At 64.3% G+C, this 23,208-nt stretch carries 25 protein-coding genes; 9 read left to right on the forward strand and 16 right to left on the reverse strand.

Annotated features, from left to right (window positions below; translation table 11 throughout):
• Positions 1-36: 36 nt before the first annotated feature.
• The 4 genes from BLR66_RS06600 to grxD all read right to left on the reverse strand — a co-directional run bounded on the left by BLR66_RS06600 (position 37) and on the right by grxD (position 5,335).
• Entirely contained in the window at positions 37-3,459 is a 3,423-nt protein-coding gene (locus BLR66_RS06600; RefSeq protein WP_255402323.1) for a TonB-dependent receptor, read from the reverse strand.
• A 213-nt stretch (positions 3,460-3,672) separates the two neighbouring features.
• A complete protein-coding gene (locus tag BLR66_RS06605) occupies positions 3,673-4,275 on the reverse strand; it encodes a YhgN family NAAT transporter (protein WP_093281738.1) in 603 nt (200 codons plus the stop codon).
• Positions 4,272-5,018, reverse strand: coding sequence for an SDR family NAD(P)-dependent oxidoreductase (locus BLR66_RS06610; RefSeq protein WP_093281743.1), 747 nt, complete (start codon positions 5,016-5,018; stop codon positions 4,272-4,274). Before BLR66_RS06610 ends, BLR66_RS06605 begins: the two co-directional genes overlap by 4 nt.
• The gene (gene grxD, locus BLR66_RS06615) at positions 5,015-5,335 is read right to left on the reverse strand and encodes a Grx4 family monothiol glutaredoxin (RefSeq protein WP_093281747.1); all 321 of its coding nucleotides are present in this window, start codon (positions 5,333-5,335) and stop codon (positions 5,015-5,017) included. Before grxD ends, BLR66_RS06610 begins: the two co-directional genes overlap by 4 nt.
• Positions 5,336-5,462: 127 nt before the next feature.
• On the opposite strand from grxD, the gene BLR66_RS06620 reads away from it, so the two are divergent.
• Positions 5,463-6,050, forward strand: a complete 588-nt coding sequence (locus BLR66_RS06620) for a superoxide dismutase (protein ID WP_093281752.1) — start codon at positions 5,463-5,465, stop codon at positions 6,048-6,050.
• Positions 6,051-6,224: 174 nt separating this feature from the next.
• Positions 6,225-6,647 carry a hypothetical protein gene (locus BLR66_RS06625; RefSeq protein WP_093281757.1) on the forward strand — a complete coding sequence of 141 codons (423 nt, stop codon included), beginning with the start codon at positions 6,225-6,227 and terminating at the stop codon, positions 6,645-6,647.
• A gap of 180 nt (positions 6,648-6,827) precedes the next feature.
• Here BLR66_RS06625 and BLR66_RS06630 read toward each other — a convergent pair whose 3' ends face one another.
• Both BLR66_RS06630 and purE read right to left on the reverse strand, forming a co-directional pair.
• Positions 6,828-7,970: a 5-(carboxyamino)imidazole ribonucleotide synthase gene (locus BLR66_RS06630; RefSeq protein WP_093281761.1), complete on the reverse strand. Its 1,143-nt coding sequence runs from the start codon at positions 7,968-7,970 to the stop codon at positions 6,828-6,830.
• The gene (purE, locus tag BLR66_RS06635) at positions 7,970-8,500 is read right to left on the reverse strand and encodes a 5-(carboxyamino)imidazole ribonucleotide mutase (RefSeq protein WP_093281766.1); all 531 of its coding nucleotides are present in this window, start codon (positions 8,498-8,500) and stop codon (positions 7,970-7,972) included. The genes BLR66_RS06630 and purE overlap by 1 nt, the downstream gene beginning before the upstream one ends.
• Before the next feature lie 87 nt (positions 8,501-8,587).
• On the opposite strand from purE, the gene BLR66_RS06640 reads away from it, so the two are divergent.
• Genes BLR66_RS06640 through BLR66_RS06650 form a run of 3 tightly spaced genes read left to right on the forward strand, consistent with a single transcriptional unit; the run spans position 8,588 to position 10,043 of the window.
• Positions 8,588-8,854, forward strand: a complete 267-nt coding sequence (locus BLR66_RS06640; RefSeq protein WP_093281770.1) for a Trm112 family protein — start codon at positions 8,588-8,590, stop codon at positions 8,852-8,854.
• Positions 8,854-9,705 (forward strand): carboxylating nicotinate-nucleotide diphosphorylase, encoded by an 852-nt coding sequence (gene nadC / locus BLR66_RS06645; RefSeq protein WP_093281774.1) that lies wholly within the window; start codon positions 8,854-8,856, stop codon positions 9,703-9,705. Before BLR66_RS06640 ends, nadC begins: the two co-directional genes overlap by 1 nt.
• Positions 9,706-9,713: 8 nt before the next feature.
• Positions 9,714-10,043, forward strand: coding sequence for a DUF3301 domain-containing protein (locus BLR66_RS06650; RefSeq protein ID WP_093284462.1), 330 nt, complete (start codon positions 9,714-9,716; stop codon positions 10,041-10,043).
• Between the two features lie 111 nt (positions 10,044-10,154).
• On the opposite strand, the gene BLR66_RS06655 is transcribed toward BLR66_RS06650, so the two are convergent.
• From BLR66_RS06655 to BLR66_RS06680, 6 genes are all read right to left on the reverse strand, one after another.
• Entirely contained in the window at positions 10,155-10,589 is a 435-nt protein-coding gene (locus BLR66_RS06655) for a ClpXP protease specificity-enhancing factor (RefSeq protein ID WP_093281779.1), read from the reverse strand.
• A gap of 208 nt (positions 10,590-10,797) precedes the next feature.
• Positions 10,798-11,433 (reverse strand): glutathione S-transferase N-terminal domain-containing protein, encoded by a 636-nt coding sequence (locus BLR66_RS06660; protein ID WP_093281783.1) that lies wholly within the window; start codon positions 11,431-11,433, stop codon positions 10,798-10,800.
• 152 nt (positions 11,434-11,585) lie between these two features.
• On the reverse strand, positions 11,586-12,329 hold the full coding sequence (locus BLR66_RS06665; RefSeq protein WP_093281787.1) for a cytochrome c1: 744 nt from the start codon (positions 12,327-12,329) through the stop codon (positions 11,586-11,588).
• The gene (locus BLR66_RS06670) at positions 12,322-13,584 is read right to left on the reverse strand and encodes a cytochrome b (protein WP_093281791.1); all 1,263 of its coding nucleotides are present in this window, start codon (positions 13,582-13,584) and stop codon (positions 12,322-12,324) included. Before BLR66_RS06670 ends, BLR66_RS06665 begins: the two co-directional genes overlap by 8 nt.
• Positions 13,585-13,587: 3 nt before the next feature.
• Positions 13,588-14,208 carry a ubiquinol-cytochrome c reductase iron-sulfur subunit gene (petA, locus tag BLR66_RS06675; RefSeq protein WP_093281795.1) on the reverse strand — a complete coding sequence of 207 codons (621 nt, stop codon included), beginning with the start codon at positions 14,206-14,208 and terminating at the stop codon, positions 13,588-13,590.
• Between the two features lie 164 nt (positions 14,209-14,372).
• Positions 14,373-15,332, reverse strand: coding sequence for a lytic transglycosylase domain-containing protein (locus BLR66_RS06680; protein WP_093281805.1), 960 nt, complete (start codon positions 15,330-15,332; stop codon positions 14,373-14,375).
• 343 nt (positions 15,333-15,675) lie between these two features.
• Between BLR66_RS06680 and miaB the strand changes: the two genes are divergently transcribed.
• Complete coding sequence (miaB, locus tag BLR66_RS06685; protein ID WP_093281810.1) at positions 15,676-17,133, forward strand: tRNA (N6-isopentenyl adenosine(37)-C2)-methylthiotransferase MiaB; 1,458 nt, start codon at positions 15,676-15,678, stop codon at positions 17,131-17,133.
• A 110-nt stretch (positions 17,134-17,243) separates the two neighbouring features.
• On the opposite strand, the gene BLR66_RS06690 is transcribed toward miaB, so the two are convergent.
• From BLR66_RS06690 to BLR66_RS06705, 4 genes are all read right to left on the reverse strand, one after another.
• The gene (locus BLR66_RS06690; protein ID WP_093281813.1) at positions 17,244-18,323 is read right to left on the reverse strand and encodes an ABC transporter permease; all 1,080 of its coding nucleotides are present in this window, start codon (positions 18,321-18,323) and stop codon (positions 17,244-17,246) included.
• On the reverse strand, positions 18,320-19,243 hold the full coding sequence (locus tag BLR66_RS06695; protein ID WP_093284473.1) for an ABC transporter ATP-binding protein: 924 nt from the start codon (positions 19,241-19,243) through the stop codon (positions 18,320-18,322). Before BLR66_RS06695 ends, BLR66_RS06690 begins: the two co-directional genes overlap by 4 nt.
• Positions 19,244-19,438: 195 nt before the next feature.
• Complete coding sequence (locus BLR66_RS06700; protein WP_093281817.1) at positions 19,439-20,407, reverse strand: HlyD family secretion protein; 969 nt, start codon at positions 20,405-20,407, stop codon at positions 19,439-19,441.
• On the reverse strand, positions 20,397-21,116 hold the full coding sequence (locus tag BLR66_RS06705; protein ID WP_093281823.1) for a TetR/AcrR family transcriptional regulator: 720 nt from the start codon (positions 21,114-21,116) through the stop codon (positions 20,397-20,399). Before BLR66_RS06705 ends, BLR66_RS06700 begins: the two co-directional genes overlap by 11 nt.
• 150 nt (positions 21,117-21,266) lie before the next feature.
• On the opposite strand from BLR66_RS06705, the gene BLR66_RS06710 reads away from it, so the two are divergent.
• From BLR66_RS06710 to ybeY, 3 genes are all read left to right on the forward strand, one after another.
• On the forward strand, positions 21,267-21,554 hold the full coding sequence (locus BLR66_RS06710; RefSeq protein WP_143014573.1) for a hypothetical protein: 288 nt from the start codon (positions 21,267-21,269) through the stop codon (positions 21,552-21,554).
• Positions 21,555-21,562: 8 nt separating this feature from the next.
• Positions 21,563-22,546 carry a PhoH family protein gene (locus tag BLR66_RS06715; RefSeq protein ID WP_093281831.1) on the forward strand — a complete coding sequence of 328 codons (984 nt, stop codon included), beginning with the start codon at positions 21,563-21,565 and terminating at the stop codon, positions 22,544-22,546.
• 162 nt (positions 22,547-22,708) lie between these two features.
• Positions 22,709-23,200, forward strand: coding sequence for an rRNA maturation RNase YbeY (ybeY, locus tag BLR66_RS06720; protein WP_093281834.1), 492 nt, complete (start codon positions 22,709-22,711; stop codon positions 23,198-23,200).
• Positions 23,201-23,208 lie beyond the last annotated feature (8 nt).

Raw genomic sequence — 23,208 nt, forward strand, 5'->3', positions numbered from 1 at the left:
ATAAGCCGGCCGTTTTCCCAACAAACAAGCTGACAATCAGAACTCGTACTTGAAGCTCACCTGAGCCGACCACTGCGAAATGCCGTTGGTCTGGCTATCGGAGTTGGTCGGGATGCCCAGCGCGGTGGCCTGGCCGAACTCCGTGCCGCTGCGGTACCCGTAGACGTACCTTCCTGCCATACCCGCGGGGCAGTTGACTTGGCAGATACCGACCAAGCTAGCGACCGCATTATTGGCGTTGAAGCCGTAATCGATGATATGTCCCCAATCCTTGTTGAGCAGATTGCCGACGTTCTGGATATCGAGCCAGATCTTGGACTTGTGGCCCTTCATGAAGCCCGGAAGCTCCTGGCTGATGCGAATGTCGAAGGTATTGACGAAGCTGGAGGTGAAGCCGTTCTCGGGCGCATACCTGCCCTTGTAGCGGCTCAGGTCTTCCTGAGTTCCCAACCAGTTCCAGAACGCCTGCTCCATCGCCGGGTTCGCAGTGAACGCGCCGGTCGCGCTCAGGCTGCCGAACAGCACGTCGCCCGGGCCCGAAGGCACGTAGAACAAGTCGTTGAACGTGCGGTTGTCGCCATTGGCGTCGCCCGCGAAGATGTAGCTGTACGGACGGCCGCTGCGGCCTTCGTAGAACAGGCCGACCTGGGTTGCGTGGTCGCCGAAGAACTTGTGCGACCAGTTCAACGAACCGCTGAAGCGGTCCTTGATCTCGTAGCGGGCGGTGGAGCTGGTGGGTTCGTTGATGCTGAAGCCAAGCTGCGAACCGTAGCCCGAACCGGCGGTCGAGCTGGTCAGCGCGGACACTTCCTCGGCGTTGGTGCGGGTGTAGCCCAGGCTCCAGGACCAATCGCTCTCGGTGGAGAACGGCTTGGTCAGCGAGACCGTCAGCTGCTGGCCCTTGCCCTTGTTGGTGTTCTCCAGCAGGAAGACGTCGCCGAAATAGGCGTTGCGGCCGAAGCGCGCACCATTGGCCTGAATTCCGTTGGTGGTGGCGGTGTTGCCGAACGGCCTGGGGCTGTTGGGGTTCCAGTACAGCACGCGGCCATCAGGGCCGATGTAGCCCGGACCCACGTTGAGGGTGCGATAGAACAAGCCGTTCTTGACGTCCGTCAGCAACACCTCGGCCGAGGCGACGATGCCGTTCCACGGCGTCTCCACGTCGATCGCCAGGTTGGCCTTCCATACCGACGGCAGATCGAAATCGTTGCTGATCACATTGACGTTGCGCACGCCCGTGCCGCCAGCCGGGATCGACGGATTCAGGCCGTCCGCGGTGAAGGGCACTGTCGCCGGGGTAGTGATGTTCTGGTACGAAACGTAGTTCATGCCGGTGCTGCTGTAGGCATTGCCCACCCACACCTGCGGTGCGTCGCCCTGGAACAGGCCGATGCCGCCGCGCAACTGCGCCGGACGTGCCCAATCGAAGGTGTAGTTGAAGCCGAAGCGCGGCTGGATGATGAAATCGTCGCTATAGGTATAGGTGTTGTCGATGCCGAAGCCGCCGGTATAGCCGGCGCCGCACGCCGCGTTTGCCGTACCCGGGGCAGCAGCGAAGCATTGGTTGAACGGCGGGCTGGGGCTGGCTTCGGGCCGGTCCGCACGCACGCCCAAGGTCAGCGTCAGATTAGGGGTGACATACCAGGTGTCCTGCACGAACAGGCCCAGACTCTTGTTCTTGTATTGGGCCGCGATGAGGCTCGGATCGGTCGGGTTGGCCTGCAGATCGTAATCGAAGTACTGGCCGCTCAGCAGCCTGCTGAAATCCGACACGCCGTTCACGGTGGGCACGTAGAAACTGTAGTTGCCCCAGGCATCCTGCAGGAAGAAGTTGTAGATCTCGTTCTCGCTGTACTCGGCGCCGAACTTGATGTCGTGGTCACCCACGGTCCAGGTGGCCGCGCCGAAGTAGTTCCAGGTCTCGGTCAGCAGGCTGTTGCCCATCGAGCTGCGCTCGGTACCCAGACGGATGGCGTCCAGATTGCTGAAGCTGTTGTTGTTGGTGCCGATCGGATTGTCGTTGCCGTTACCGTTCACGCCGTCGTCGAAATAGACCTGGATGGTGGGCGCGGTGGTCGGATTGACGCGGACGGCCGAGTAGTCGCGATAGGACACCTTGAACTCGGTGGAGAACGTATCGGTCCAGTCGCTGAACAGCTGGCCGACGTAGCTCTCCACGGTCTTGGCGTGATTGAACCAGTTCGAGCTCAGCGACAGTACGCTGGCGGTCGAGGCTTCCGGACGCACGCGGGTCTGCTCGAGCTTGCTGTAGCGCAGGCTGGCGCGGTGGGCTTCGCTGATGTTCCAGTCCAGCTTCAGTGCGTACTCTTCCAGCTCGGTGTCGCCGCCGCCGGTCAGACTGCCGGGCTCGAAGCCCCAGGTTTCGCGCGCGATGCGCTGCACTTCGGCCAGATCCGCGGCGTCGAAGTCGGCGCCGCCCGAGGCCAGCGGGTTGGTGCCCTGGCTCTTGCCGGCCGGGCCGATGTTGGTCTGCTTGAACTTCTCGTAGTTGGCGAAGAAGAACAGCTTGTCCTTGACCAGCGGACCGCCGAAAGTCACGCCCCAGGTCTTCTCGTCGTCGTACTCATCGAACGGCAGGCCGGTAACGTTCAGCGAGCTGCCAGCGATGCGGGCCGGGTAGTCGCCGAACCAGTCGCCATCGCGGTAGGTGCCGTAGACCGAACCGTGGAACTCGTTGGTACCGGACTTGGTCACCGCATTGACGTTGGCGCCGGCCGCGCCGGACATGGTCACGTCGTAGTTGGACAGATTGATGTCGATGGCTTCGATGGCCTCCATCGACACAGGCTGGCGCATGGTCGGCATGTTGTTGCCTTCCAGACCGAAGCTGTCGCTGGCGGACACGCCGTCGATGGTGATCTTGTTGAAGCGCGGGTTCTGGCCGCCGGCACTGATGCTGCCCGAGGCGCGGTCGGTGAAGGCCACGCGCGGATCGAGGCGCATGTAGTCCTGGATGTTGCCGTTCATCGAGGGCAGCGCCTCGATGGTCACCCTGTCGACGCTGGTGCCCGAACCCATCTTGGTCGCGCTGAACACTTCCGAGCCGCCGGCGATGCCGACTGCGGTGACGGTTTCCAGCGTGGCCACATCGCCGCTGGCCAGGGTGGCGTCGACGGTGCTGATCTGGTTCAGGGTGAGGTAGATGTTCTCTTCCGTATCGGCGCCCGCACCGGCCTTGACCACGCTGATCGTGTAGGGGCCGCCGACGCGCAGACCGCGCGCGTTGTAGCGGCCGCTCGCATCGGTGGTGGCGCGGCTGACCGTTCCCGATTCCACGTGGGTGATGGTCACTTCGGCACCCGCGACAGGAGCGCCATCAGTACCGGTCACCAAACCGCCGACACCCGACGAGGTGCTCTGCGCGAAAGAAGGCGCCGCGGCGAGCGCGACCATGAGACCAAGAGCGATCTTGGACATCCGGAAACGGGATTGATTCATTTGATAAGCCTCGGATACGAGTTAGGCGATGGCGGTAAAAAGCAAAAGCTGGCGCGACCCCAAGTGGAATCATTCGCGCTGGATGAAGCCCCTGACCCAGTGAACTGCGTCACTTGGTTAACAACAGATTAACACGATAGAGAGCGGTTATTACCGTGTTATGACAACTTCTTGCACCGCACCATGGCGGTGAATCGCCGCTTGCTGAAGCGATTAAATGTTGGGCGGCGAGAGTTTCAGGTAAGTCCCTATCCCGTCTAGGAACATTTGCACCGAGATGGCCACCAGCAACATGCCCATGAGCCTTTCCAGAGCAATCAGGGCGCTGCGGCCCAGCCATTTGTAAAGCAGGGTCGCGGAAAACAGGATGGCTGCGGTAGCGCCCCAGGCGATCATCAGAGCCAGGCTCCAGTCCCAGAGCCGGCCGGGTTCGTTGCTGCCCATCAGCATCACTGCGGCCATGCCCGAAGGACCGGCCACCAGCGGAATGGCCAGGGGCACGATAAAAGGCTCCCCGCCAGGCAGTTCGCCCATCAGCCCTTCCGGCCGCGGGAAGATCATGCGGATGCCGATCAGGAACAGGACTATGCCGCCGGCGATCTGCACCGACTCCTGACGCAGATGCATCAATTCCAGCGCGTATTTTCCGCCCCAGAGGAACCCCATCAGGACCACCAGGGCGATCAACAGCTCGCGCGCCAGCACGACGCGCTGGCGCTTGGGCGCCAGGGGTTTGAGCACGCTCAGGAAAACCGGGATATTGCCCAGCGGATCCAGGATAAGGAACAGAAGCAGCGCGGCCGAAAGGATGGTCACGCGCGAACGCTCCAGATTTCGCCGCGATGGGCCGCGCCGGCAGATGACAGCAAGGTGACACAGGCGTCGGCATAGTCGGCCGGATCGCGCGCCTGCGCGTCTTCGTCCTCGGCATAGGCTTTGGCCCGCAGAGAGGTGCGCATGGGACCGGGCTGCAGGGCCGAGACCCTGACGCTGGAGTTGCCCAGCTCCGCATGCAGCATGCCCACCATGGCCCCCAGGCCGTGCTGGGCCAGCCCGTAGCCGCCCCAGTACGCTTGCCCTACCCGGCTCATGTCGTCCAGCGCGAACACCAGCGCGGCGTCCGGTGCCTGCTTGAGCAACGGCAGGCAGGCCTGCGACAGCCACCAAGGCGCGGTGAGGTTGACGTGTATGGCGCGGGCGAAATTGGCCGGGTCGGTGTGTTCCAGCGGGGTGAGCCCGCGGAATTCGGCGGCGCAATGCAACAAGCCGTCCAGCCGGCCCAGTTCGCGGTGCAGGCGGTCCGCCATTTCGGCATAGTCGTCCGGAGCGGCGCCTTCGAGATCCAGCGGATAAAGCAAAGGCTCGGGTCCCAGCTTCGCGCAGGCATCGTAGACGCGGTTCAATTTGGGCGGCTTGCGCCCCAGCAGCACTACCGTGGCCCCGGCGGCCGCGCACGCCTGCGCCGCGGCGCTGCCCAGGCCGCCCTGCGCGCCGCTGACCAGCACTACGCGCCCTTGCAGTGCGCCTGTTTGGCGAGTGGGAAGAGCGAGCAGGCTCACTGCGCCATGGCCTCCGAGACGATACGTTGCAACTCGCCGGATTCGAACAACTCCAAGGTGATGTCGCAACCGCCGATCAGCTCGCCATGGATGAAGAGCTGGGGAAAAGTAGGCCAATTGGAGAAGCGCGGCAGGTTGGCACGGATCTCTGGCTCTTCCAGTACGTTGATCGTATGCACATCCCCGGCGCCAGCGCTCCTGAGAGCATGCATCGCGCGGCTGGAGAAGCCGCACATGGGGAACTGCGGCGTGCCTTTCATGAAAAGGACGATGGGGTGGGCCTCGACTTCGGCCTGGATGCGTTCCATCACCGGCATGGTGTTTTCTCCTGCGTTGACGGCCTGCAAACCGTGGTCGGGTAAACTCCTATTGTAAGCCTTCGCACGGCCCCGCCGTTGCGCCGACCCACCCGCTCCGCCCGCCTAGCACAGCAAAGGAAAAGCCATGGCTATCGAACTCCCCCCGCTCCCCTACGACCGCACCGCGCTCGAGCCGCATATCTCCGGCGAGACCATCGACTTCCACTACGGCAAGCACCACAAGACCTACGTGGACAACCTCAACAAGCTGATCGAGGGCACCGAATTCGCCAGCCTGCCGCTGGAGGACATCATCCGCAAATCGCAGGGCGGCATGTTCAACAACGCCGCGCAGATCTGGAACCACACCTTCTACTGGAACGGCCTGAAGCCGGCCTCGGAAGGCGGCGGCGGTGAGCCGACCGGCAAAGTGGCCGAACTGATCAACCAGGCCTTCGGCGATTTCGCCAAGTTCAAGGAAGAGTTCACCAAGACCGCCATCGGCACCTTCGGTTCGGGTTGGGGCTGGCTGGTGCAGCGCTCGGATGGTTCGCTGGCGCTGGTCAGCACTTCCAACGCCACCACTCCGCTGACCGGCGACGACACTCCGCTGCTGACCATCGATGTGTGGGAACACGCCTACTACATCGACTACCGCAACGCGCGGCCGAAGTACGTCGAGTCGTTCTGGGCGCTGGTTAACTGGGATTTCGTGGCGGCCAACCTGCGCTGAGCCAAGTCCTCTGCAAAACGCGAAGGCCGGGCATGTCCCGGCCTTTTTCTTTTGGCATGTGAACGGTTGCTGGATCGCGAACCGAACGGGAGCCAAACACAGCAAGACCGGCCGTCAACGCGAGCGATGCCCATCGGTTTATCCGGTCGTGGTTCCCACGAACAGGAGAGCGAGATGAAAGCTTCGAAATGGCTGATGGTTTCCGCGCTGATGGCCGCTGCCGTTTTCACCGGCGACGCCTTCGCAGGCAGGCGCGACCGCGACAACAACCCGCCTGGCCCAGCCGGCGGACACGGGACCAACTGGGAAAATCCCCCGGGATGGAAAGGCGGCCCCGGCGCTTCGCCCGATTACCGCTACTACCGCCACAACGGCAAGCGCTACAAGTTCACCTTCAAGAACGGTTACTACTACAACGCCGGCTATGGCTATTGGCATCCGCGATACGGCTTGTGGAACCAGGCGCGCCGTTGCTGGCTGGACTTCGACAACAATCCGCCTGGGCCCATCGGCGGGCGCGGCACCAACTGGGAAAATCCGCCGGGCTGGCGTGGTGGGCCGGGGGCTTCGCCGGATCGGTTCGGTCGTTGCCGGTAAGCGAATGACGCCTACGAGCGGTGGCTTACGCACCAACCTATCGTAGGTCGGCCCTACGTGGCCCCAACCTACGGGGTGGCGGTATTTTTAGATCGGAATTATCCGGACTTCGCCGTACCCTCACCCCAACCCCTCTCAGTGGTGCACACCCTTCGGGCGCCGATGGGAGAGGGGCTTTACCTAGTCGGCGAGTCGGCCGATGGGTGAAGCGACCTGCGATTCGCGTGCCAGCGCTGCGCCGACGCGCTGCAAGGCGTCGGCCAGTGCAACTGCGGAGTCTTCGCGCAAAGTCGCATGCCCGACCTTGCGTCCGGCGCGCGGCAGTTTTCCGTAGTCGTGCCAGTGGCCGGCAGGTTCGCCCAGCACGCTGGTGCGTTCGGGCAGCTCGCCGATCCAGTTGAGCATGCAGACGTGGCCCAGCATCCGCGTGTCGCCCAGCGGCAAGCCGAGCACGGCGCGCAGATGGTTCTCGAACTGCGAGGTCTCCGCGCCTTCGATGGTCCAATGCCCGGAATTGTGGACGCGCGGCGCCATTTCGTTGGCCAACCACTGGCCGTCCTTGCAGAACAACTCGAGCGCGAACACGCCCACGTAGTCCAACGCTTCGGCGAGTTGGTTCGCATAGCCGTAGGCAAGCTGCGCCAGCCCGTCGTCGAGGGTGGCCGGCGCCACACTGGCGGACAGCACCCCGTCCACATGCCAGTTCTCGGTCAACGGCCACGTGCGGAACTCGCCGTCGCGGCCGCGCACGGCGATCACCGACAATTCGCGCTGAAAGGGAATGAAGGCTTCGACGATCAATCCCACCGTTTCCGCCTGCGCGCCCAGCGCCTGCCACGCCGCTTCGATGTCGGCGGCCGATCTGATGCGGAACTGGCCTTTGCCGTCGTAGCCCAGACGCCGCGTCTTCAGGATGCAGGGGCCGCCGATGCGCGCGACTTCGGCCTCCAGTCCCTCACGCGTGGACACCGCGGCGTACTCGCCGACCGGAATGCCCAGACTGCGGAACAGATTCTTTTCCACCAGCCGGTCCTGCGCCACGGACAGAGCGCGCGGGCTGGGGAATACCGGCACCCGCGCCGCCAGCCACTCGGCGCTTTCGGCCGGCACGTTCTCGAAATCGAAAGTGGCCACGTCCACCTTGGAGGCGAACTCGGCCAGCGCCGCTTCATCGCGGTAGTCGCCCACCAGCAGCGGCGCGAACTGGCCCGCGCAGGCATCGGCTTCGGTGTCCATGACCAGAAAGCGCAGGCCCAGCGGAGCGCCGGAAAGCGCCAGCATGCGGGCCAGTTGCCCGCCTCCCAATATCCCGACGGTGGTCATTACGGCTGTCCGGAGCCGGCGGATACGGGCAACCGCGGATCGTCGTTGGTCGACACCTCGTCGCTTTGCCTGCTGCGGAATGCCTCCAGCGCAGTGGCGATGTCGGCGTATTGCGGCGCAAGCAAGGCGGCAGCGAACAAAGCCGCGTTGGAGGCCCCGGCATTGCCGATCGCGAAGGTGGCCACGGGAATGCCGGCCGGCATCTGCACGATCGACAGCAGCGAGTCCAAACCGTTGAGCGCTTTCGACTGCACCGGCACGCCCAATACCGGCACCGCGGTCTTGGCCGCCAGCATGCCCGGCAGGTGCGCGGCGCCGCCCGCGCCGGCGACGATCGCGCGCAGACCGCGCGCCGCCGCTGTTTCGGCATACGAAAACAGCACGTCGGGGGTGCGGTGCGCGGAAACCACCTTCACTTCGTAAGGCACGCCCAGCGCATCGAGTTTCTGCGCGGCATGCTGCATGGTTTCCCAGTCGGAACGGGAGCCCATCACGATGCCGACCAACGGGCTGGGAACTGTGGCGGTCATGCCGTCCTCTCAGAAGTGGAGCAGGCGCTCACTGCCTGCGGTCGCAAAGGCTTATTCTAGGGCATCTTCCCGCTCGACTACGGACGAATGGACCGCAAATTGCTCGATATCCTGTGCTGCCCCACCACGCGCCAATCGCTGGCCCTGCTCGACCCACAAGGCCTGGATGCGTTGAACCGCGCCATCGGCGCGGGCGGCGTCAAGCGCGCCGACGACACCGTGCAGGCCGAACCGCTGCGCGAAGCCCTGCTGACCCGCGACCGCAAGACGGTCTACCGCGTCGACGACGGCATTCCGGTGCTGCTGGCCGAAGAAGCCATCGCCACCGCGCAGATCGAAGGCTTCCCCGCCTGATGCCGCGCGATTTCTCGCCGCCGCCGGCGGAGGTCATCGCCCAAGACGTAGCGCACGCGCTAGCCGAAGACCTGGGCAGCGGCGATGTGACCGCCGCATTGTTGCCGGATGTGGCCGACATCGCCTACCTGCTGTGCAAGGAAGACGCGGTGGTCGCCGGACGGCCCTGGTTCGACGCCTGCCATCGCGCGCTGGACCCGGCAGTGGCGATCGACTGGCGCGTGCAGGAAGGCGACCGCGTGCCTGCCGGCACCGTACTGGCCACATTGTCGGGCCGCGCACGCGCCTTGGTCAGCGGCGAGCGGGCGAGTCTGAATTTCATGCAGACCCTTTCAGGTACGGCCACTACGACGGCGGCTTATGTGGAGGCAGTGCGCGGCACCCGCGCAAAGATCCTGGATACCCGCAAGACGCTCCCCGGCCTGCGCCTGGCGCAAAAATACGCGGTGCGTTGCGGGGGCGGCAGCAACCACCGCATCGGCCTGTTCGACACGGTGATGTTGAAGGAAAACCACATCCGCGCGGCCGGCTCGCTGACTGCGGCAGTGCGCGCCGCGCGCACGGCGCAACCGGGGCTGCCGCTGGTGGTGGAAGTCGAAACCCTGGCGCAGCTGCAAGAAGCGCTGGAAGCGGGCTGCGACCGCATCCTCATCGACGACTTCGATGCCGCCACGCGCCGTGAAGCGGTGCGCATCGCCGACGGCAGGATTCCGCTGGAGGTCTCCGGCGGCGTCAGTCTGGAAACGGTGCGAAGCATCGCCGAGGACGGCGTTGACTGCATTTCCGTCGGCGGCCTGACCAAGCACGTGCATGCCATCGACCTGTCGTTGAAACTCGGTCCTGCCCCGTAATGCTCGACATGCCTTCGCTCATTCTGCTGATGATCGCCGGCGCCGCCGTGTTCGCCTATTGGAACGCGGCACGCGCCGCCGCCGAACACGCCAAGCAGCTGGGCCGCGACGCCTGCACGGCTGCGCAAGTCATGTGGCTGGACGAATCCGTACACGCATCGGGAATCAGAGTGCGCCGCAACGAGGACGGACGCCTGGGTTTCGAGCGCAGCTTCCGCTTCGAATATTCCTACGACGGCGTCGACCGCCATGTGGGAAGAATGGTGTTGCGCGGCGAGAAGCTGGTGTCGTTCATCGGACCCGCAAGACCCTCGGTCTCGCCGATCAATCTGCATTGACCACGCCGTGTAGGAGCTGCGTAAGCTGCGACCGGAAAGCATCCGCTGCCTACAGGTTTTGAAGCCGCATCATTGGCCAGGTCGCAGCTTACGCAGCTCCTACAACTTCGGTTACTTCACTACTCGCAGATGGGGGCGCTTTCCAGCTGGCGCGTCTTCGGACGGCGTGGCGGGAGAAGGCGGCTCATCGTCGCCTTCCGGTCCTGTCGCCCCTGCGATATCGTCCGGCAAAGCCATGCCCTGCCCGGTTTCCCGTGCATAGATCGCCAGCACCGCCGAAATGGGCACCAGCACCGGATAACTGACGCCGCCGAAGCGCGCGCTGAAACTGACCGCGTGGTTGTCTATCTGCAGCCGCACCACTGCGCGTTCGGCGATGTTCAGCACCACCTTGCCTTCCTTGACCGCGCTGGGAGGAACCTGCACGCCCGGCTGGGTCGCATCGACCAGCAGATGCGGGGTCATGTCGTTGTCCGCGATCCACTGCGACAGCGCCCGCAGCAGGTACGGGCGATGGCTGGTCATGCGCGGCGTTTCGTCGGTCATTCGAATACTCTAGCGCTCTGATCCCCTCTCCCGCCGGGAGAGGGGTTGGGGTGAGGGTACAGCGAAGTCGGCAAAATCTGAATTGCGACGACGCTTCAGCGAGCACCTTGATCTTGGTTGATTCGAGGCGAGTACGAGCACTCTGACTTCTCCGAACCCTCATCCGGCGCTTCGCGCCACCTTCTCCCGAAGGGAGAAGGGAACGACATTACGCCGGAATCTCGCGCAGGCGCTTTTCCTGGTCGGTCAGGCTGCGCAGGAACCCCGGATTGCGGAAGATGCGGTTGCCGTAATCCTCGATGGATTTGCCGTCCTTGGGCAGCGGAATATCCAGCGACGGCAGGCGCCAGATGATCGGCGCCATGGCGCAGTCGGCCAGACTCATTTCCGGATTGAGGAAAAACTTGCTGGCCTTGAACAGCGGCACCGAGGCGGTGAGCAGTTCCTTCAGGCGCTTGCGGCCGGCTTCGGCCTGGGCCTTGTTGCCCAGTTGGATGGCCTGCACCTGCGGCACCCAGTCGTGCTCGATACGCAGCATGGCCAGGCGCAGGCGCGCGCGGGAAAGCGGGTCCACCGGCATCAGCGGCGGATGCGGGTAGCGCTCGTCCAGGTATTCGCTGACCACCGAAGCGGCGTACAGCACCAGATCGCGCTCCACCAGGGTGGGCACTGAATGGTAGGGGTTGAGATCGATCAGGTCTTCGGGCGGGTTCTGCGCATCCACCGGCACCAGATCGTAGGTCACGCCCTTGGCGGCGAGCACCAGCCGTACGCGGTGGCACAACACGTCATCGGTGGAAGAAAACAACGTCAAGGTATTTCGCATACGCGGACTCGCAGCCATCAGGCTCTCCGACGACCGGAACCGCCGATCGCATCGACGCCGCCAGCCCTCTGCTGACGGTCGCCACGGCCCCGAGTACGTATCTCTCCACCAGGCCTGCTCTCCGGCCTGCCTCGTGACCCGCGCAAGCGCGGGCCGGCGGAAAGCTACGCTTAGTGCACGTCTTTCCAGTATTCCTGCTTGAGCAGGAAGGCCAGGAAGGTGAGCGCCACCAGGAACAGGACCACCCACACGCCCATGCTCTGGCGCTTGAGGGCGGCAGGTTCGCCGGCGTACTCGAGGAAGTTGGTGATGTCTCGCGCGGTCTGGTCGAACTGGGCCGGGGTCTGCGTACCCGGCTGCGTCACCTTCAAAGCCTCGACATGGCGCTCGCCGGCGGCGTCCGGCTTGCTCAATTCGGCATGCTGCAGACCTTGCATCTGCCACAGCGGATTGGGCATGGACGCGTTCGGGAACAGCTTGTTGTTCCAGCCCAGCGGACGGCTTTCGTCCAGGTAGAACGACTTCAGATAGGTATAGATCCAGTCGCTGCCGCGCACGCGCGCGATCAGGCTCAGATCGGGCGGCATCTTGCCGAACCACTTGGTGGCCGGGTCGTGCGGCATCGACACCTGGATCTGCTCGCCGAACTTGGCGCCGGTGAAGTTGAGGTTGGTCATCACCTCTTCTTCGCTCAGGCCCAGGTCCTCGGCCATGCGCGAATAGCGCAGGTACTTGAGCGAGTGGCAACCGGAGCAATAGTTCATGTACAGCTGCGCGCCGCGTTGCAGCGAGGCGCGGTCGCTGAGGTCGTTGCCGGCCTGCAGGGTGTCGCCGCCTTCGGCCGCGGACACCGAAAGCGACAGCAGCATGCCGCCGGCGAATACCGCCAGACGCGAAAGGAAATTCTTAGTCATGCGTCGTCACCCGTTCCGGCACCGGCTTGGTTTTGTCTAGCTTGGTCCATAGCGGCATGGTGATGAAGAAAGCGAAGTAGAGGAAGGTCAGCACGCGGCCGATGATGGTTTCGACCGGATCGGTACCCGGACCGGCGCCGATCTTGCCCAGCCAGACGAAGCTGATGGCCAGCACGCCCAGCGCGACCTTGGAGATCCAGCCGCGGTAGCGCACCGACTTCACCTTGGCCTTGTCCAACCACGGCACCAGGAACAGGATGGCGATCGCCGAGAACATCACCAGGACGCCGCTCAACTTGTGGGGAATGACCCGCAACATCGCGTAGTACGGGGTGTAGTACCAGACCGGCTTGATGTGCGCCGGCGTCACCAGGCGGTTGGCCTCGGTGAAGTTGTCGTGTTCCAGGAACCAGCCGCCGAAGGCCGGCGCGAAGAAGATGATGAACGCGGCGATGATCAGCAGGAAGCCCACGCCCACCAGGTCCTTGACCGTGTAGTACGGGTGGAACGGAATGCCGTCGGCCGGCTTGGTCGCATCCCAGCGGTTGCCCTTGGGACCGTACTTGATGTCCACGCCGTCGGGGTTGTTGGAACCCACCTCATGCAGCGCGCCCAGGTGCAGCACCACCAGCAGCAGCAGCACCAGCGGCATGGCGATCACGTGCAACGCGAAGAAGCGGTTGAGGGTGGCGTCGCCGGGCAGGTAGTCGCCCATGATCCACTCGGTCAGGCCGTTGCCGATCACCGGAATGGCGCCGAACAGCGAGATGATGACCTTCGCGCCCCAGAACGACATCTGGCCCCACGGCAACACGTAGCCCATGAAGGCTTCGGCCATCAGCACCAGATAGATCAGCATGCCCAGGATCCACACCAGCTCGCGCGGCTTCTGGTAGCTGCCGTAGATCAGGCCGCGGAACATGTGCAGGTAGACCACGATGAAGAACAGCGAAGCGCCGGTGCTGTGCATGTAGCGGATCAGCCAGCCCCACTCGACGTCGCGCATGATGTACTCGACCGACGAGAACGCCTCGGCCGCGGACGGCTTGAAGTGCATCGTCAGGAAGATGCCGGTGACGATCTGGTTGACCAGCACCAGCAGGGCCAGCGAGCCCATGTAGTACCAGAAGTTGAAGTTCTTCGGCGCGTAGTACTCGGTCATGTGCTTGCGGTACACGGGCATGAAGCCCGGCGCGCGCGCGGTGAACCAGTCCCAGACGCCGTCGGCGGTGCGGAGGAGAATGTTCTTCGACATGGCTTACGCAGTCCCCTTCGGATCCAGGCCGACCACGATGGTGTTGTCGTCCTGATAGTAGTGCGGCGGCACCAGCAGGTTGATCGGTGCGGGAACGCCCTGGAAGACGCGTCCGGACATGTCGAAACGCGACTTGTGGCAGGGGCAGAAATAGCCGCCCTTCCAGTCGGGATCGTAGGGCTCGGGTTTGATCTCGGCGGCCATTTCCGGCGAACAGCCCAGGTGCGTGCACAGGCCGACCAGCACGGAAATCTCGGGCTTAACCGAACGGAACTCGGGGTTGCCCTTCAGCACGTACTCGGGCTGCTGGTCCTTGTTGGCCGACTCGGGATCGCGCAGGCGGCTGTCGAGGGTCGGCAGCGCGTCCAGGATCGCCTTGGAGCGCTTGACGATCCAGATCGGCTGGCCGCGCCATTCCAGGACCAGGCGCTGCCCTTCCTGCAAGCCGGTCAGGTCGGCGGTCACCGGGGCGCCGGCCAGCTTGGCCTGCGCGCTCGGGTTCCACGACTTGATGAACGGTACTGCTACAAACCCGGCCCCCACCGCACCCACCACAGCCGTGGTCGCGGTCAGGAACCGGCGTCGGCCCGTATTTACAGGCTCATTGACCCCATCATTGGCCATCCGGCACTCCGAAACTTTCAAATAGGTAGCGTAAGGCTGCCAAAGCCGACGCCATAACCCCGGCGCGGCCGCAAAAGACGGGAAATTGTAACGGAAGCCTTAATAGGCCGACAACGTTGGCCGGTAAATCAATGACTTGAAAGCGCCGCAGGACCTGCGGCGGTTCAACGTGCGCCGACAGCGCCGCGATAACGGTCGGCCAGCACGCCCACGCGCGCCACGTAGCGCTGGGTTTCCTGGTACGGCGGCACGCCGCCGTGGCGGTCGACAGCGCCTTCGCCAGCGTTGTAGCCGGCGGCGGCCAGGGTCAGGTTGCCGTTGAAGCGTTTCAGCAGCCAGGCCAGGTATTGCACGCCGCCGCGGATGTTCTGGCCGGCATCGTAGGCATTGGTGACGCCGAAGCGGCGTGCGGTGGCCGGCATCAGCTGCATCAGTCCCTGCGCGCCGGCATGCGACAGCGCCATGGGGTTGAACGAAGACTCGGCATGGATGATGGCGCGCACGATGGCTTCGTCCACGCCGTAGTCGCGGGCGGCGGCCTTGATCTCGGCGTCGTAGGCGGCGGTGTTCAGGCGCAGGGTGCCGAAGTTGACCCCGGGATTGGCCGCGCAGGCGAAACAGGTTTCGATGAAGCTGTATTTGATGGTGCGCACGCTGGCTACCGCACCGACGCCCTTGGGCCTTGCGCTGGTGTAGTGGCGCACGCCGTCCTTGATGTAGGAATACACCTGCCCACTGACCACGCGCCGGGTGTTGCCGGAAGCGGGAGCCGAAGCAGCAGGTTTGGAAACCGCGGGCATGGCGGCCGGAACAATAGCGCCGGCGACGGCCGATTCGGGCTGGGCGATCAAGGCGCCGGAGCTTGCCGCGCCCAACGCGGTCGCCGGCGTGGCCGGCACCGACACACTGCTGGCCGGCCGCGACACCGACGCGCTGCTGGCGCGGTCCGGCGTGTAGCGGCTGATCACTTCGCAGCTCGCGCCGCCGACCCGCTTGCTGACGTAGTTGGGCACGCCATCGGCGCCGGTGCACTTGTATAGAGTGCCCGCGCTGGCCGGCAACGCGGTCGACGCGATCAGGGCCGCCAGCAACGGCAGCGCAAATCTGTGAGAAGCCCCCTTCATGCCCGGGAGTGTCCCAACTTCATCACCGGTTGCCAAGTCCTTGTCCGACAAAAGGATTTCTCCATGAAGCGGAGGGTGACCCACTTCTCACTGCTGGGCCAGGATTGGCCACAGCGGTTTCCCAATAGAACGCCGATCCTTGGCAGTTCCGGCCGCCTAATCCCACCAAACCCGTGGGAGCGGCGTCCCGCCGCGAGCTTCTAGCTGCAAGTCGCGGACCGGCTTGGCTTGGCCTGGAGGAAAAGCTCGCGGCGGGACGCCGCTCCCACGGGTTAGTCGGCTCTGCAGGCACCGCTCCGTTAAACTGTGCGCCTCTTTCGCCAACCCGCCTGGATTACCCACCATGCCCGGGATCGCCAATCCTCCTGCGTCCACTGCGGACGGCACCGCCCTGCCCCTTTCCCCATCGGCTCATGGCCAGCCCACTGCCGTCCTGCCCGTGCGCGGAAAGCTGTTCATCAAGACCCACGGCTGCCAGATGAACGAGTACGACTCGTCCAAGATGGCCGACGTGCTGGCCGACTCCGATGGCCTGGAGCTGACCGACAACCCGGAAGAAGCCGACGTCATCCTGATCAACACCTGCTCGATCCGCGAAAAGGCGCAGGAAAAGGTGTTCAGCCAGCTGGGCCGCTGGAAGTCGCTGAAGAAGGACGGCAAGCCGGTGCTGATCGGCGTGGGCGGCTGCGTGGCCTCGCAGGAGGGCGCGGCCATCGTCAAGCGCGCGCCCTACGTGGACTTGGTGTTCGGACCGCAGACCCTGCACCGGCTGCCGGAACTGATCCGCGAGCGCCGCTCAAGCGGTAAGCCGCAGGTGGACATCAGCTTCCCCGAGATCGAGAAGTTCGACCGCCTGCCCGAACCGCGCGCCGAAGGCCCCAGCGCGTTCGTCTCCATCATGGAAGGCTGCAGCAAGTACTGCAGCTTCTGCGTTGTGCCGTATACGCGCGGCGAAGAAGTCAGCCGGCCGTTCGAGGATGTGCTGGTGGAAATCGCGCAACTGGCTTCACAGGGCGTGCGGGAAATCAATCTGCTGGGCCAGAACGTCAACGCCTATCGCGGGCCTTATGGCGAAGGCGCGTGCGAGGGCCTTGGCCCGAGCGAGAGTGTGCAATATGCCGACCTGGGCCTGCTGATCCGCACCATGGCCGAGATCGAGGGCGTGGACCGGATCCGATTCACCACTTCGCATCCGCTGGAGTTCTCCGATTCGCTGATCGAGGCCTATCGCGACGTGCCGCAGCTCGCCAATTACCTGCACCTGCCCGTACAGGCCGGCAGCGACCGCATCCTGGCGGCGATGAAGCGCGGCTATACCACGCTTGAGTTCAAGCAGAAGATCCGCAAACTGCGCGCGGTGCGGTCGGATATTTCCATCTCTTCGGATTTCATCGTCGGCTTTCCCGGCGAGACCGAAGCCGATTTCGAGAAGACCATGAAGCTGATCGAGGACGTGGGCTTCGACCAGTCGTATTCCTTCATCTACTCGCGACGGCCCGGCACGCCGGCGGCCGATCTGGAAGACGACACACCGGAAGCGGTGAAGCACGAGCGCCTGGCGCGGTTGCAAGCCACGATCAACGCGAACTCGACGCGCATCTCGCAAGCCATGCTCGGCAGCGTGCAGCGGGTGCTGGTGGAACGGCACAGCACCCGAGATGCATCCGAACTCACCGGACGCACCGAGAACATGCGCTACGTGAACTTCCCCGGCAATGCGCGGCTGATCGGGCAATTCGTGGACGTCGAGATCACCGAAGTGATGGCCAACTCGCTGCGCGGACAACTCAAAGTCGCCTGACGTAGAAGCCGCGTAGGGGCGGCGTAGGAGCGACGTAAGTCGCGAAGGGACGCCTGGAGAGCCAGGTTTCGCGACTTACGTCGCTCCTACGCGAGATTGTTTCGCGAGCATCAATCCAACCGCTTGCGAAAGCGCAGGATCGCCAGCGACATCACCACCACGGTAAAGGCGAGCAGCGCGAGCACGTCGGGCCAGAGCTCGAACAGATTTGCTCCGCGCAGGATCACGCCGCGGATCAGGCGCACGAAATGGGTCAGCGGCAGCACTTCGGCGATCCATTGCGCAGCCTTGGGCATGCCGTCGAACGGGAACATGAAGCCCGACAGCAGGATCGACGGCAGGAACAGGAAGAAAGCCATCTGCATGGCCTGGAATTGGGTCTTCGCGGCGGTGGACACCAGCAGGCCCAGGGTCAGGTTGGCCACAATCAGCAGCATCGCTGCGCCGTAAACACCCCAGAGACTGCCATTGATCGGCACCTTGAACAGCCATACGCCCAGCAGCAGCACCACCGTGGTCTGCACCAGGCCCACGCCGATGTAGGGAAGCACCTTGCCGACCATCAGTTCGCCGCTGGATACCGGCGTGGTGATCAGCAATTCGAGGTTGCCGCGCTCGCGTTCGCGCACGATGGCCATGGCGGTGAACATCACCAGGGTCATGGTCAGGATCACGCCGATCAATCCCGGCACCACGTTGACCGCCGAACGGCGTTCCGGGTTGTACAGCGGCAACACGCTGATCTGTCCCTGCGGCAAGCTGCGGCCGTCCAATGGCATCTGCGCCAGCTGGCGCGCGGTCGCCTGCACCGAGGTATCGCTGCCGTCGACGATGACCTGCATGGCCTCGCGCCCGTCGATGCGGCGGCGCTCGTAATCCGGTGGAATCAGGATGCCGATCTTGATCTGGCCGCTGCGCAACAGGGTCTGCAGTTCCTGCGGCGTGCGTGCGCCGGCCACCGGCTGGATCACGCCGGTGGCGAACAGGTCCTGCACCAGCGCGCGCGAACCGCCGCTGTCGGCCATGTCGGCGACCGCCGCCGGCAGGTTGCGCACGTCCAGATTGATGGCGTAACCGAACAACAAGAGTTGCAGGGTGGGAATGCCCAGCATCATGGCCACGGTCATGCGGTCGCGCGCCATCTGCCGCAGCTCCTTCACCATCACCGCGAAGATCTGCCGCGCCTTCATGCCGCACGCTCCACGGCCTGGGGATGGGTGGCCGAAACGAATACGTCTTCCAGGTTGGGCTCGATCGGCGCGACTTCGGCTTGGATGCCCTGCTGGCGCAGGAAGGCCTGCAATCCCGATTGCGCATCGGTCCCTGCCGCGGTCAGCACGCGCAGTTCGTTGCCCACCTGGGCCACGCTGATCACACCCGTAGCGCCATGCAGCGCCGCCTGCGCCTTGCGCGGCTCGCTGGCGCGCACGCCGACGGTCTGCCCGGCCAACGCACGGGTCAATTCGCCGGGGGTGCCGTCGGCGACCAGACGGCCGGTGTCGAGGATGGCGATGCGGTGGCAGCGCTCGGCTTCGTCCATGTAGTGCGTGGAGACCAGGATGGTGGTGCCAAGGTCGGCCAGGTCGAAAAGTTTTTCCCAGAAGTCACGGCGCGATTCCGGATCGACCGCGCTGGTGGGTTCGTCCAGGAACAGCAGCTCGGGCTTGTGCACCGTGGCGCCCGCCAGCGCCAAACGCTGCTTCTGTCCGCCGCTCATGGTGCCGGCCAGTTGCTTGGCGCGATCGGCCAGGTTGTAGGCGGCCAGCAGTTCCTCGATGCGCGTGCGCCTTGTCTCGCGCGACAGCCCTTGCACGGTGGCCAGGAACTCCAGGTTCTCGCGCACGGTGAGGTCTTCGTACAGGGAGAACTTCTGGGTCATGTAGCCGATGCGTTTGCGCAACTCTTCTGCTTGCTCTGGAATCTTCAAGCCAAGCACTTCGATTTCGCCGGCGCTGGGAATGAGCAGGCCGCACAGCATGCGGATGGTGGTCGATTTGCCCGAACCGTTGGGCCCCAAAAATCCGTACACGCTGGCGCGCGGCACGGTCAGGTCGACGCCGTCCACGGCCTGCAGGTGGCCGAAGCGTTTGCTGAGGCCGCGGGCGCGGATGGCGGGAGAGTAGTCCTGCGGAATCATGGCAGTGCTCCAGCCCCATAGCTCGTCATTCCAGCGAAAGCTGGAATCCATTTCGACTTTGCCGTTGCACCTTCCTTGCGCGCAAACGAGCGGAAGCAGGAGCAAGAGCCGGAGCAGGACGCATTCCAGCTTTTGCTGGAATGACGGCGGTTAGGTGCTGGTGCGCGGTTATTTTCCATCCGCATTCCCCTCGAACTCCACCCGCACCGGCACGCCCGCCGGCAAGTCGGCGCCGGCCTTGTCCAGCGTGATCTCCGCCAGATAGCTCAGGCGCTGCGCATCGCGACCCGACAACGCGTAGTACGGCGTGAAGCTGGGCTCACTGCGGATCATGCGCACGCGGCCGACAATCGCGCTGTCGCGGCCATCAACGAATACGCGTGCCGACTGGCCTACTTTGACCTGGGTGCGGATCGGTTCGGGCACGTAGACGCGCGCATAGGGCGCTTCGCCTACCAATAGGATCGCCAGCGGCGAACCCACTGGCGCCTGGTCGCCAAGCTTGTAAGGAAGACTGTCCACGCGCCCCGCGCGCGGCGCGACTACGTTCAACTTGTCCAGCGACACGCTCTGGGTTGCCGCCTGCGCTTCGGCGGCGGCGAGCGCGGCGCGGCCCTGCGCGACCTGTTCGCTGCGCGTGCCGCGCTCCAATTCCAGCAATGCGGCTTGCGCGGCGCCCACCTGCGCTTCGGCATTGCCGGCGGCCGCGCGGGCACGATCCACGTCGGAAGCAGCTACCAGTTTCTGCCTGCCAAGAGGTTGCAAGCGGTTGTAGTACGCGCGTGCATCGACTGCCTGCGATTGCGCGGCGGCCAGGTTGGCCTGGGCCTGGGCGATGTCCTCGCTGCGCGGCCCTGCTTCCAGTTCCGACAACGCTTCCCTGCTCTGCTGCGCCTGGGCCTGCACTGCGGCCAGTTGCGACTGGGTGCGGGTGAGTTCGAGTTGCATCAGCGCCGCACCAGCGGCGACCTGCTGGCCCTCGCGCACGTCGATGCGAACGATTTTTTCGGCGACCGGCGATGGCAACGACACGCGGTCCCATTCCAGCGTACCCAGCGCCTGCGGCGGCGCGTCGCTGCAGGAAGAGAGCGTTAGCGCGCCGGCCAGGATCAGAAAGAAGGTTTTTTTATTCGGCATGGTCCAGCTCCAGTCCGCGGTCCAGCAACGCAAGCGTATGCAGGCGCACGATGTCGAAATTGAGGTCTTCGGCGTTGAACAAGCGCCGCCAGATCGGCGCGCCGGCAGCCGGGAACAAAGTCAGGCCCACCAGCGACACCATCAGCAGGCGCGGGTCCAGGTCGGGATTGATGCGCCCTTTGGCCTGGGCCTCGGCGAACCGCGCGGCCATCATCTGCGGGAGCTGCGGGCCGATGCGGTCGAATAGCAGATCGCGCAGCGCCCCGCCCTCGCACAGCACTTCGCGCACCCATAGCGGCGGCAGCCACGGGTGTTCGGCCACGATCCTGCCGATGCCGCTGACGAAACCCGCGATCAATGCGGCTATGTCGTCGCCGGCTTGCAGAAGGGGCTCACGCAGGCCGATGAAGATGGGAATGATTTTCTGCGCGATCACTTCCGCCTGCAGCTGGTCCTTGTCGCCGAAGTAGTAGTGCAACAGGGCCGGGGTTACCCCCGCTTCGGTCGCGATATCGCGCAGCGAAGTAGCGGCGATGCCCTTGCGTACGAAACAGGCCAACGCCGCGCCCATCAATCGGTCGCGCAGATCGGGCGAATCGGCCGCCGGGCGCCCCGGGGCGCGCTTCTTGGTTGCCGGCTTGCCGGTCGATTTGGAGGCCCGCTTGACGGGCCGCGGCTTGGTGCTGGAAGAGGGCTTTATCTTGTCCATAGATTTAATTTAATTGATCAATTAATTAACTGCAACACCGAACCGACGAACGGTCGCCGTCTGGCCGTCGCCACAAGGCCGCGATACCCTGCACCGCCCAGCCGTGGCCTACTTGCCATCCCCCAGAACGCCCCCAACTTGTGGGTCTTCGTGCTCGAAGCCGTTCCGTTGCCCGATGCGCCGGAATTCCAGGAATTCGGTGGCGCTTTCGTGCTCTGCTACCAGATGCCGGGGCTGGCTGAAGACCCGGTCCGCCACGCCAGCGAGTTCCTGCGCGGGGCCGGCTGGCAGGTGACGGGCGTGCAGGAAGAGCCCCGATTGATCGAGCGCGAGGAAGCGCCGGAAACCGAACATTTCGACCAGGCGCTCATCGACGACGAGGCCTACGTATTCCACCAATGGCGCGTCGAAGACGCCGACGACCAGACCAGGCATTGAACCCATCCATGACCGCTTCCGAAAAACGCGAATTCGTCCTTGAGCCCGGCAATGCCGAACGACTGGCCAACCTGGCCGGTCCGTTCGATGCCCACTTGCGCCAGATCGAGTTGCGACTGGGGGTGGAGATCGCCAACCGCGGCAATATCTTCAAGGTCACCGGGCCGGCGGCGGAAGTGAAGGCGACCGAAAAACTGCTGCGCGCGCTTTATCTGGAAGCGGCGGAGGAAACCTTCGACAGCGAATCCATCCACCTGCGCCTCAACGAAGCCAATGTCGACCACGTGGCAGCGGGCGGATACGAACCGCAGGAAGTGGCGATCAAGGTCAAGCGCGGCACGGTGCGCGGCCGCGGCCCAAACCAGGCCGGCTATCTGCATGCCATCGCCACCCACGACATCAACTTCGGCATCGGTCCGGCCGGCACCGGCAAGACTTTCCTGGCGGTGGCCAGCGCCGTGGAAGCGCTCAACGAATCGCGTGTGCAACGGCTGATCCTGGTGCGGCCGGCGGTCGAGGCTGGCGAGAAGCTCGGCTTCCTGCCCGGCGATCTGTCGCAGAAGGTCGATCCCTACCTGCGGCCGCTGTACGACGCGCTGTACGAAATGCTGGGCGTGGAGAAAGTGATCAAGCTGCTGGAAAAGAACGTCATCGAGATCGCGCCGCTGGCCTACATGCGCGGACGCACGCTCAACGACGCCTTCGTGATCCTGGACGAAGCGCAGAACACCACCATCGAGCAGATGAAGATGTTCCTGACCCGCATCGGCTACGGCAGCACCGCCGTGGTCACCGGCGACCTGACCCAGATCGACCTGCCCAAGCACGTGAAATCCGGGCTGAAGGACGGCCTGGAAGTGCTGCGCGGCGTGGACGGCATCAGTTTCACTTTCTTTACCGCGCGCGACGTGGTGCGGCATCCACTGGTCGCCAAGATCGTGCGGGCTTACGATGAGCGCGACGGCAAGGATGCGGAGACGGGAGCGGCGTGATTCTCCTGTGGCATCCCCAGGCGATGCCATCCCAGCGAACGCTGGGATCCATTTTGACTTTCACCAGGCCGGACGATCAGCGATGCAAAGATCAAAATCAAAATGGGTTCCAGCGTTCGCTGGGTTTTCAACAGCCGAATGGCTGGTCATGACGGCAAAGAAATGACCCAGGGCCCCGTCATCCTCGAAGTCTCCGTCAGCTACGCCCTGCCCCGCGCCGGGCTGCCCTCGTCGGTCAGTTTCCGCCGCTGGGTCGCCGCGGCGCTGCACGGCCGCATCCGCGAAGCCGACCTGGCCGTGCGCATCGTCGACACCAAGGAAGGCCGCGCGCTCAACCGCCATTACCGCGGCAAGGACTACGCCACCAACGTGCTCAGCTTCCCGGCCGAGATCGCCGAGGGCGTGAAAATGCCCAAGGGCGTGAAAATGCCGCTGCTGGGCGATCTGGTGATCTGCGCCCCGGTGGTGGCGCGCGAAGCGAAAGAGCAGAAAAAACCGCTGGCCGCGCACTACGCACATCTGACCGTGCACGGTGCGTTGCATTTGCTGGGCTGGAACCACGAAGACGACCGCGAGGCCGAAGCTATGGAACAGCTGGAACGCCAAATCCTGGCCGAACTCGGCATCGACGACCCTTACGCATTCGAGGATTAGCATGCGCT

Origin of the sequence: Pseudoxanthomonas sp. CF125, from assembly GCF_900104085.1 — a bacterium.
Taxonomy (GTDB): Bacteria; Pseudomonadota; Gammaproteobacteria; order Xanthomonadales; family Xanthomonadaceae; genus Pseudoxanthomonas_A.

Excerpts from the sequence above, each read along its gene's own strand:
- BLR66_RS06700 (WP_093281817.1), bottom strand. The coding sequence starts at position 20,407 with ATGCCGAATAAAAAAACCTTCTTTCTGATCCTGGCCGGCGCGCTAACG.
- purE (WP_093281766.1), bottom strand. The coding sequence starts at position 8,500 with ATGACCGCCACAGTTCCCAGCCCGTTGGTCGGCATCGTGATGGGCTCC.
- grxD (WP_093281747.1), bottom strand. The coding sequence starts at position 5,335 with ATGCCGGTGATGGAACGCATCCAGGCCGAAGTCGAGGCCCACCCCATC.
- miaB (WP_093281810.1), top strand. The coding sequence starts at position 15,676 with ATGCCCGGGATCGCCAATCCTCCTGCGTCCACTGCGGACGGCACCGCC.
- BLR66_RS06715 (WP_093281831.1), top strand. The coding sequence starts at position 21,563 with ATGACCGCTTCCGAAAAACGCGAATTCGTCCTTGAGCCCGGCAATGCC.
- ybeY (WP_093281834.1), top strand. The coding sequence starts at position 22,709 with ATGACCCAGGGCCCCGTCATCCTCGAAGTCTCCGTCAGCTACGCCCTG.
- nadC (WP_093281774.1), top strand. The coding sequence starts at position 8,854 with ATGCCGCGCGATTTCTCGCCGCCGCCGGCGGAGGTCATCGCCCAAGAC.
- BLR66_RS06620 (WP_093281752.1), top strand. The coding sequence starts at position 5,463 with ATGGCTATCGAACTCCCCCCGCTCCCCTACGACCGCACCGCGCTCGAG.
- BLR66_RS06650 (WP_093284462.1), top strand. The coding sequence starts at position 9,714 with ATGCCTTCGCTCATTCTGCTGATGATCGCCGGCGCCGCCGTGTTCGCC.
- petA (WP_093281795.1), bottom strand. The coding sequence starts at position 14,208 with ATGGCCAATGATGGGGTCAATGAGCCTGTAAATACGGGCCGACGCCGG.
- BLR66_RS06630 (WP_093281761.1), bottom strand. The coding sequence starts at position 7,970 with ATGACCACCGTCGGGATATTGGGAGGCGGGCAACTGGCCCGCATGCTG.
- BLR66_RS06680 (WP_093281805.1), bottom strand. The coding sequence starts at position 15,332 with ATGAAGGGGGCTTCTCACAGATTTGCGCTGCCGTTGCTGGCGGCCCTG.
- BLR66_RS06625 (WP_093281757.1), top strand. The coding sequence starts at position 6,225 with ATGAAAGCTTCGAAATGGCTGATGGTTTCCGCGCTGATGGCCGCTGCC.
- BLR66_RS06670 (WP_093281791.1), bottom strand. The coding sequence starts at position 13,584 with ATGTCGAAGAACATTCTCCTCCGCACCGCCGACGGCGTCTGGGACTGG.
- BLR66_RS06705 (WP_093281823.1), bottom strand. The coding sequence starts at position 21,116 with ATGGACAAGATAAAGCCCTCTTCCAGCACCAAGCCGCGGCCCGTCAAG.
- BLR66_RS06690 (WP_093281813.1), bottom strand. The coding sequence starts at position 18,323 with ATGAAGGCGCGGCAGATCTTCGCGGTGATGGTGAAGGAGCTGCGGCAG.
- BLR66_RS06600 (WP_255402323.1), bottom strand. The coding sequence starts at position 3,459 with ATGAATCAATCCCGTTTCCGGATGTCCAAGATCGCTCTTGGTCTCATG.
- BLR66_RS06640 (WP_093281770.1), top strand. The coding sequence starts at position 8,588 with ATGGACCGCAAATTGCTCGATATCCTGTGCTGCCCCACCACGCGCCAA.
- BLR66_RS06660 (WP_093281783.1), bottom strand. The coding sequence starts at position 11,433 with ATGGCTGCGAGTCCGCGTATGCGAAATACCTTGACGTTGTTTTCTTCC.
- BLR66_RS06655 (WP_093281779.1), bottom strand. The coding sequence starts at position 10,589 with ATGACCGACGAAACGCCGCGCATGACCAGCCATCGCCCGTACCTGCTG.
- BLR66_RS06665 (WP_093281787.1), bottom strand. The coding sequence starts at position 12,329 with ATGACTAAGAATTTCCTTTCGCGTCTGGCGGTATTCGCCGGCGGCATG.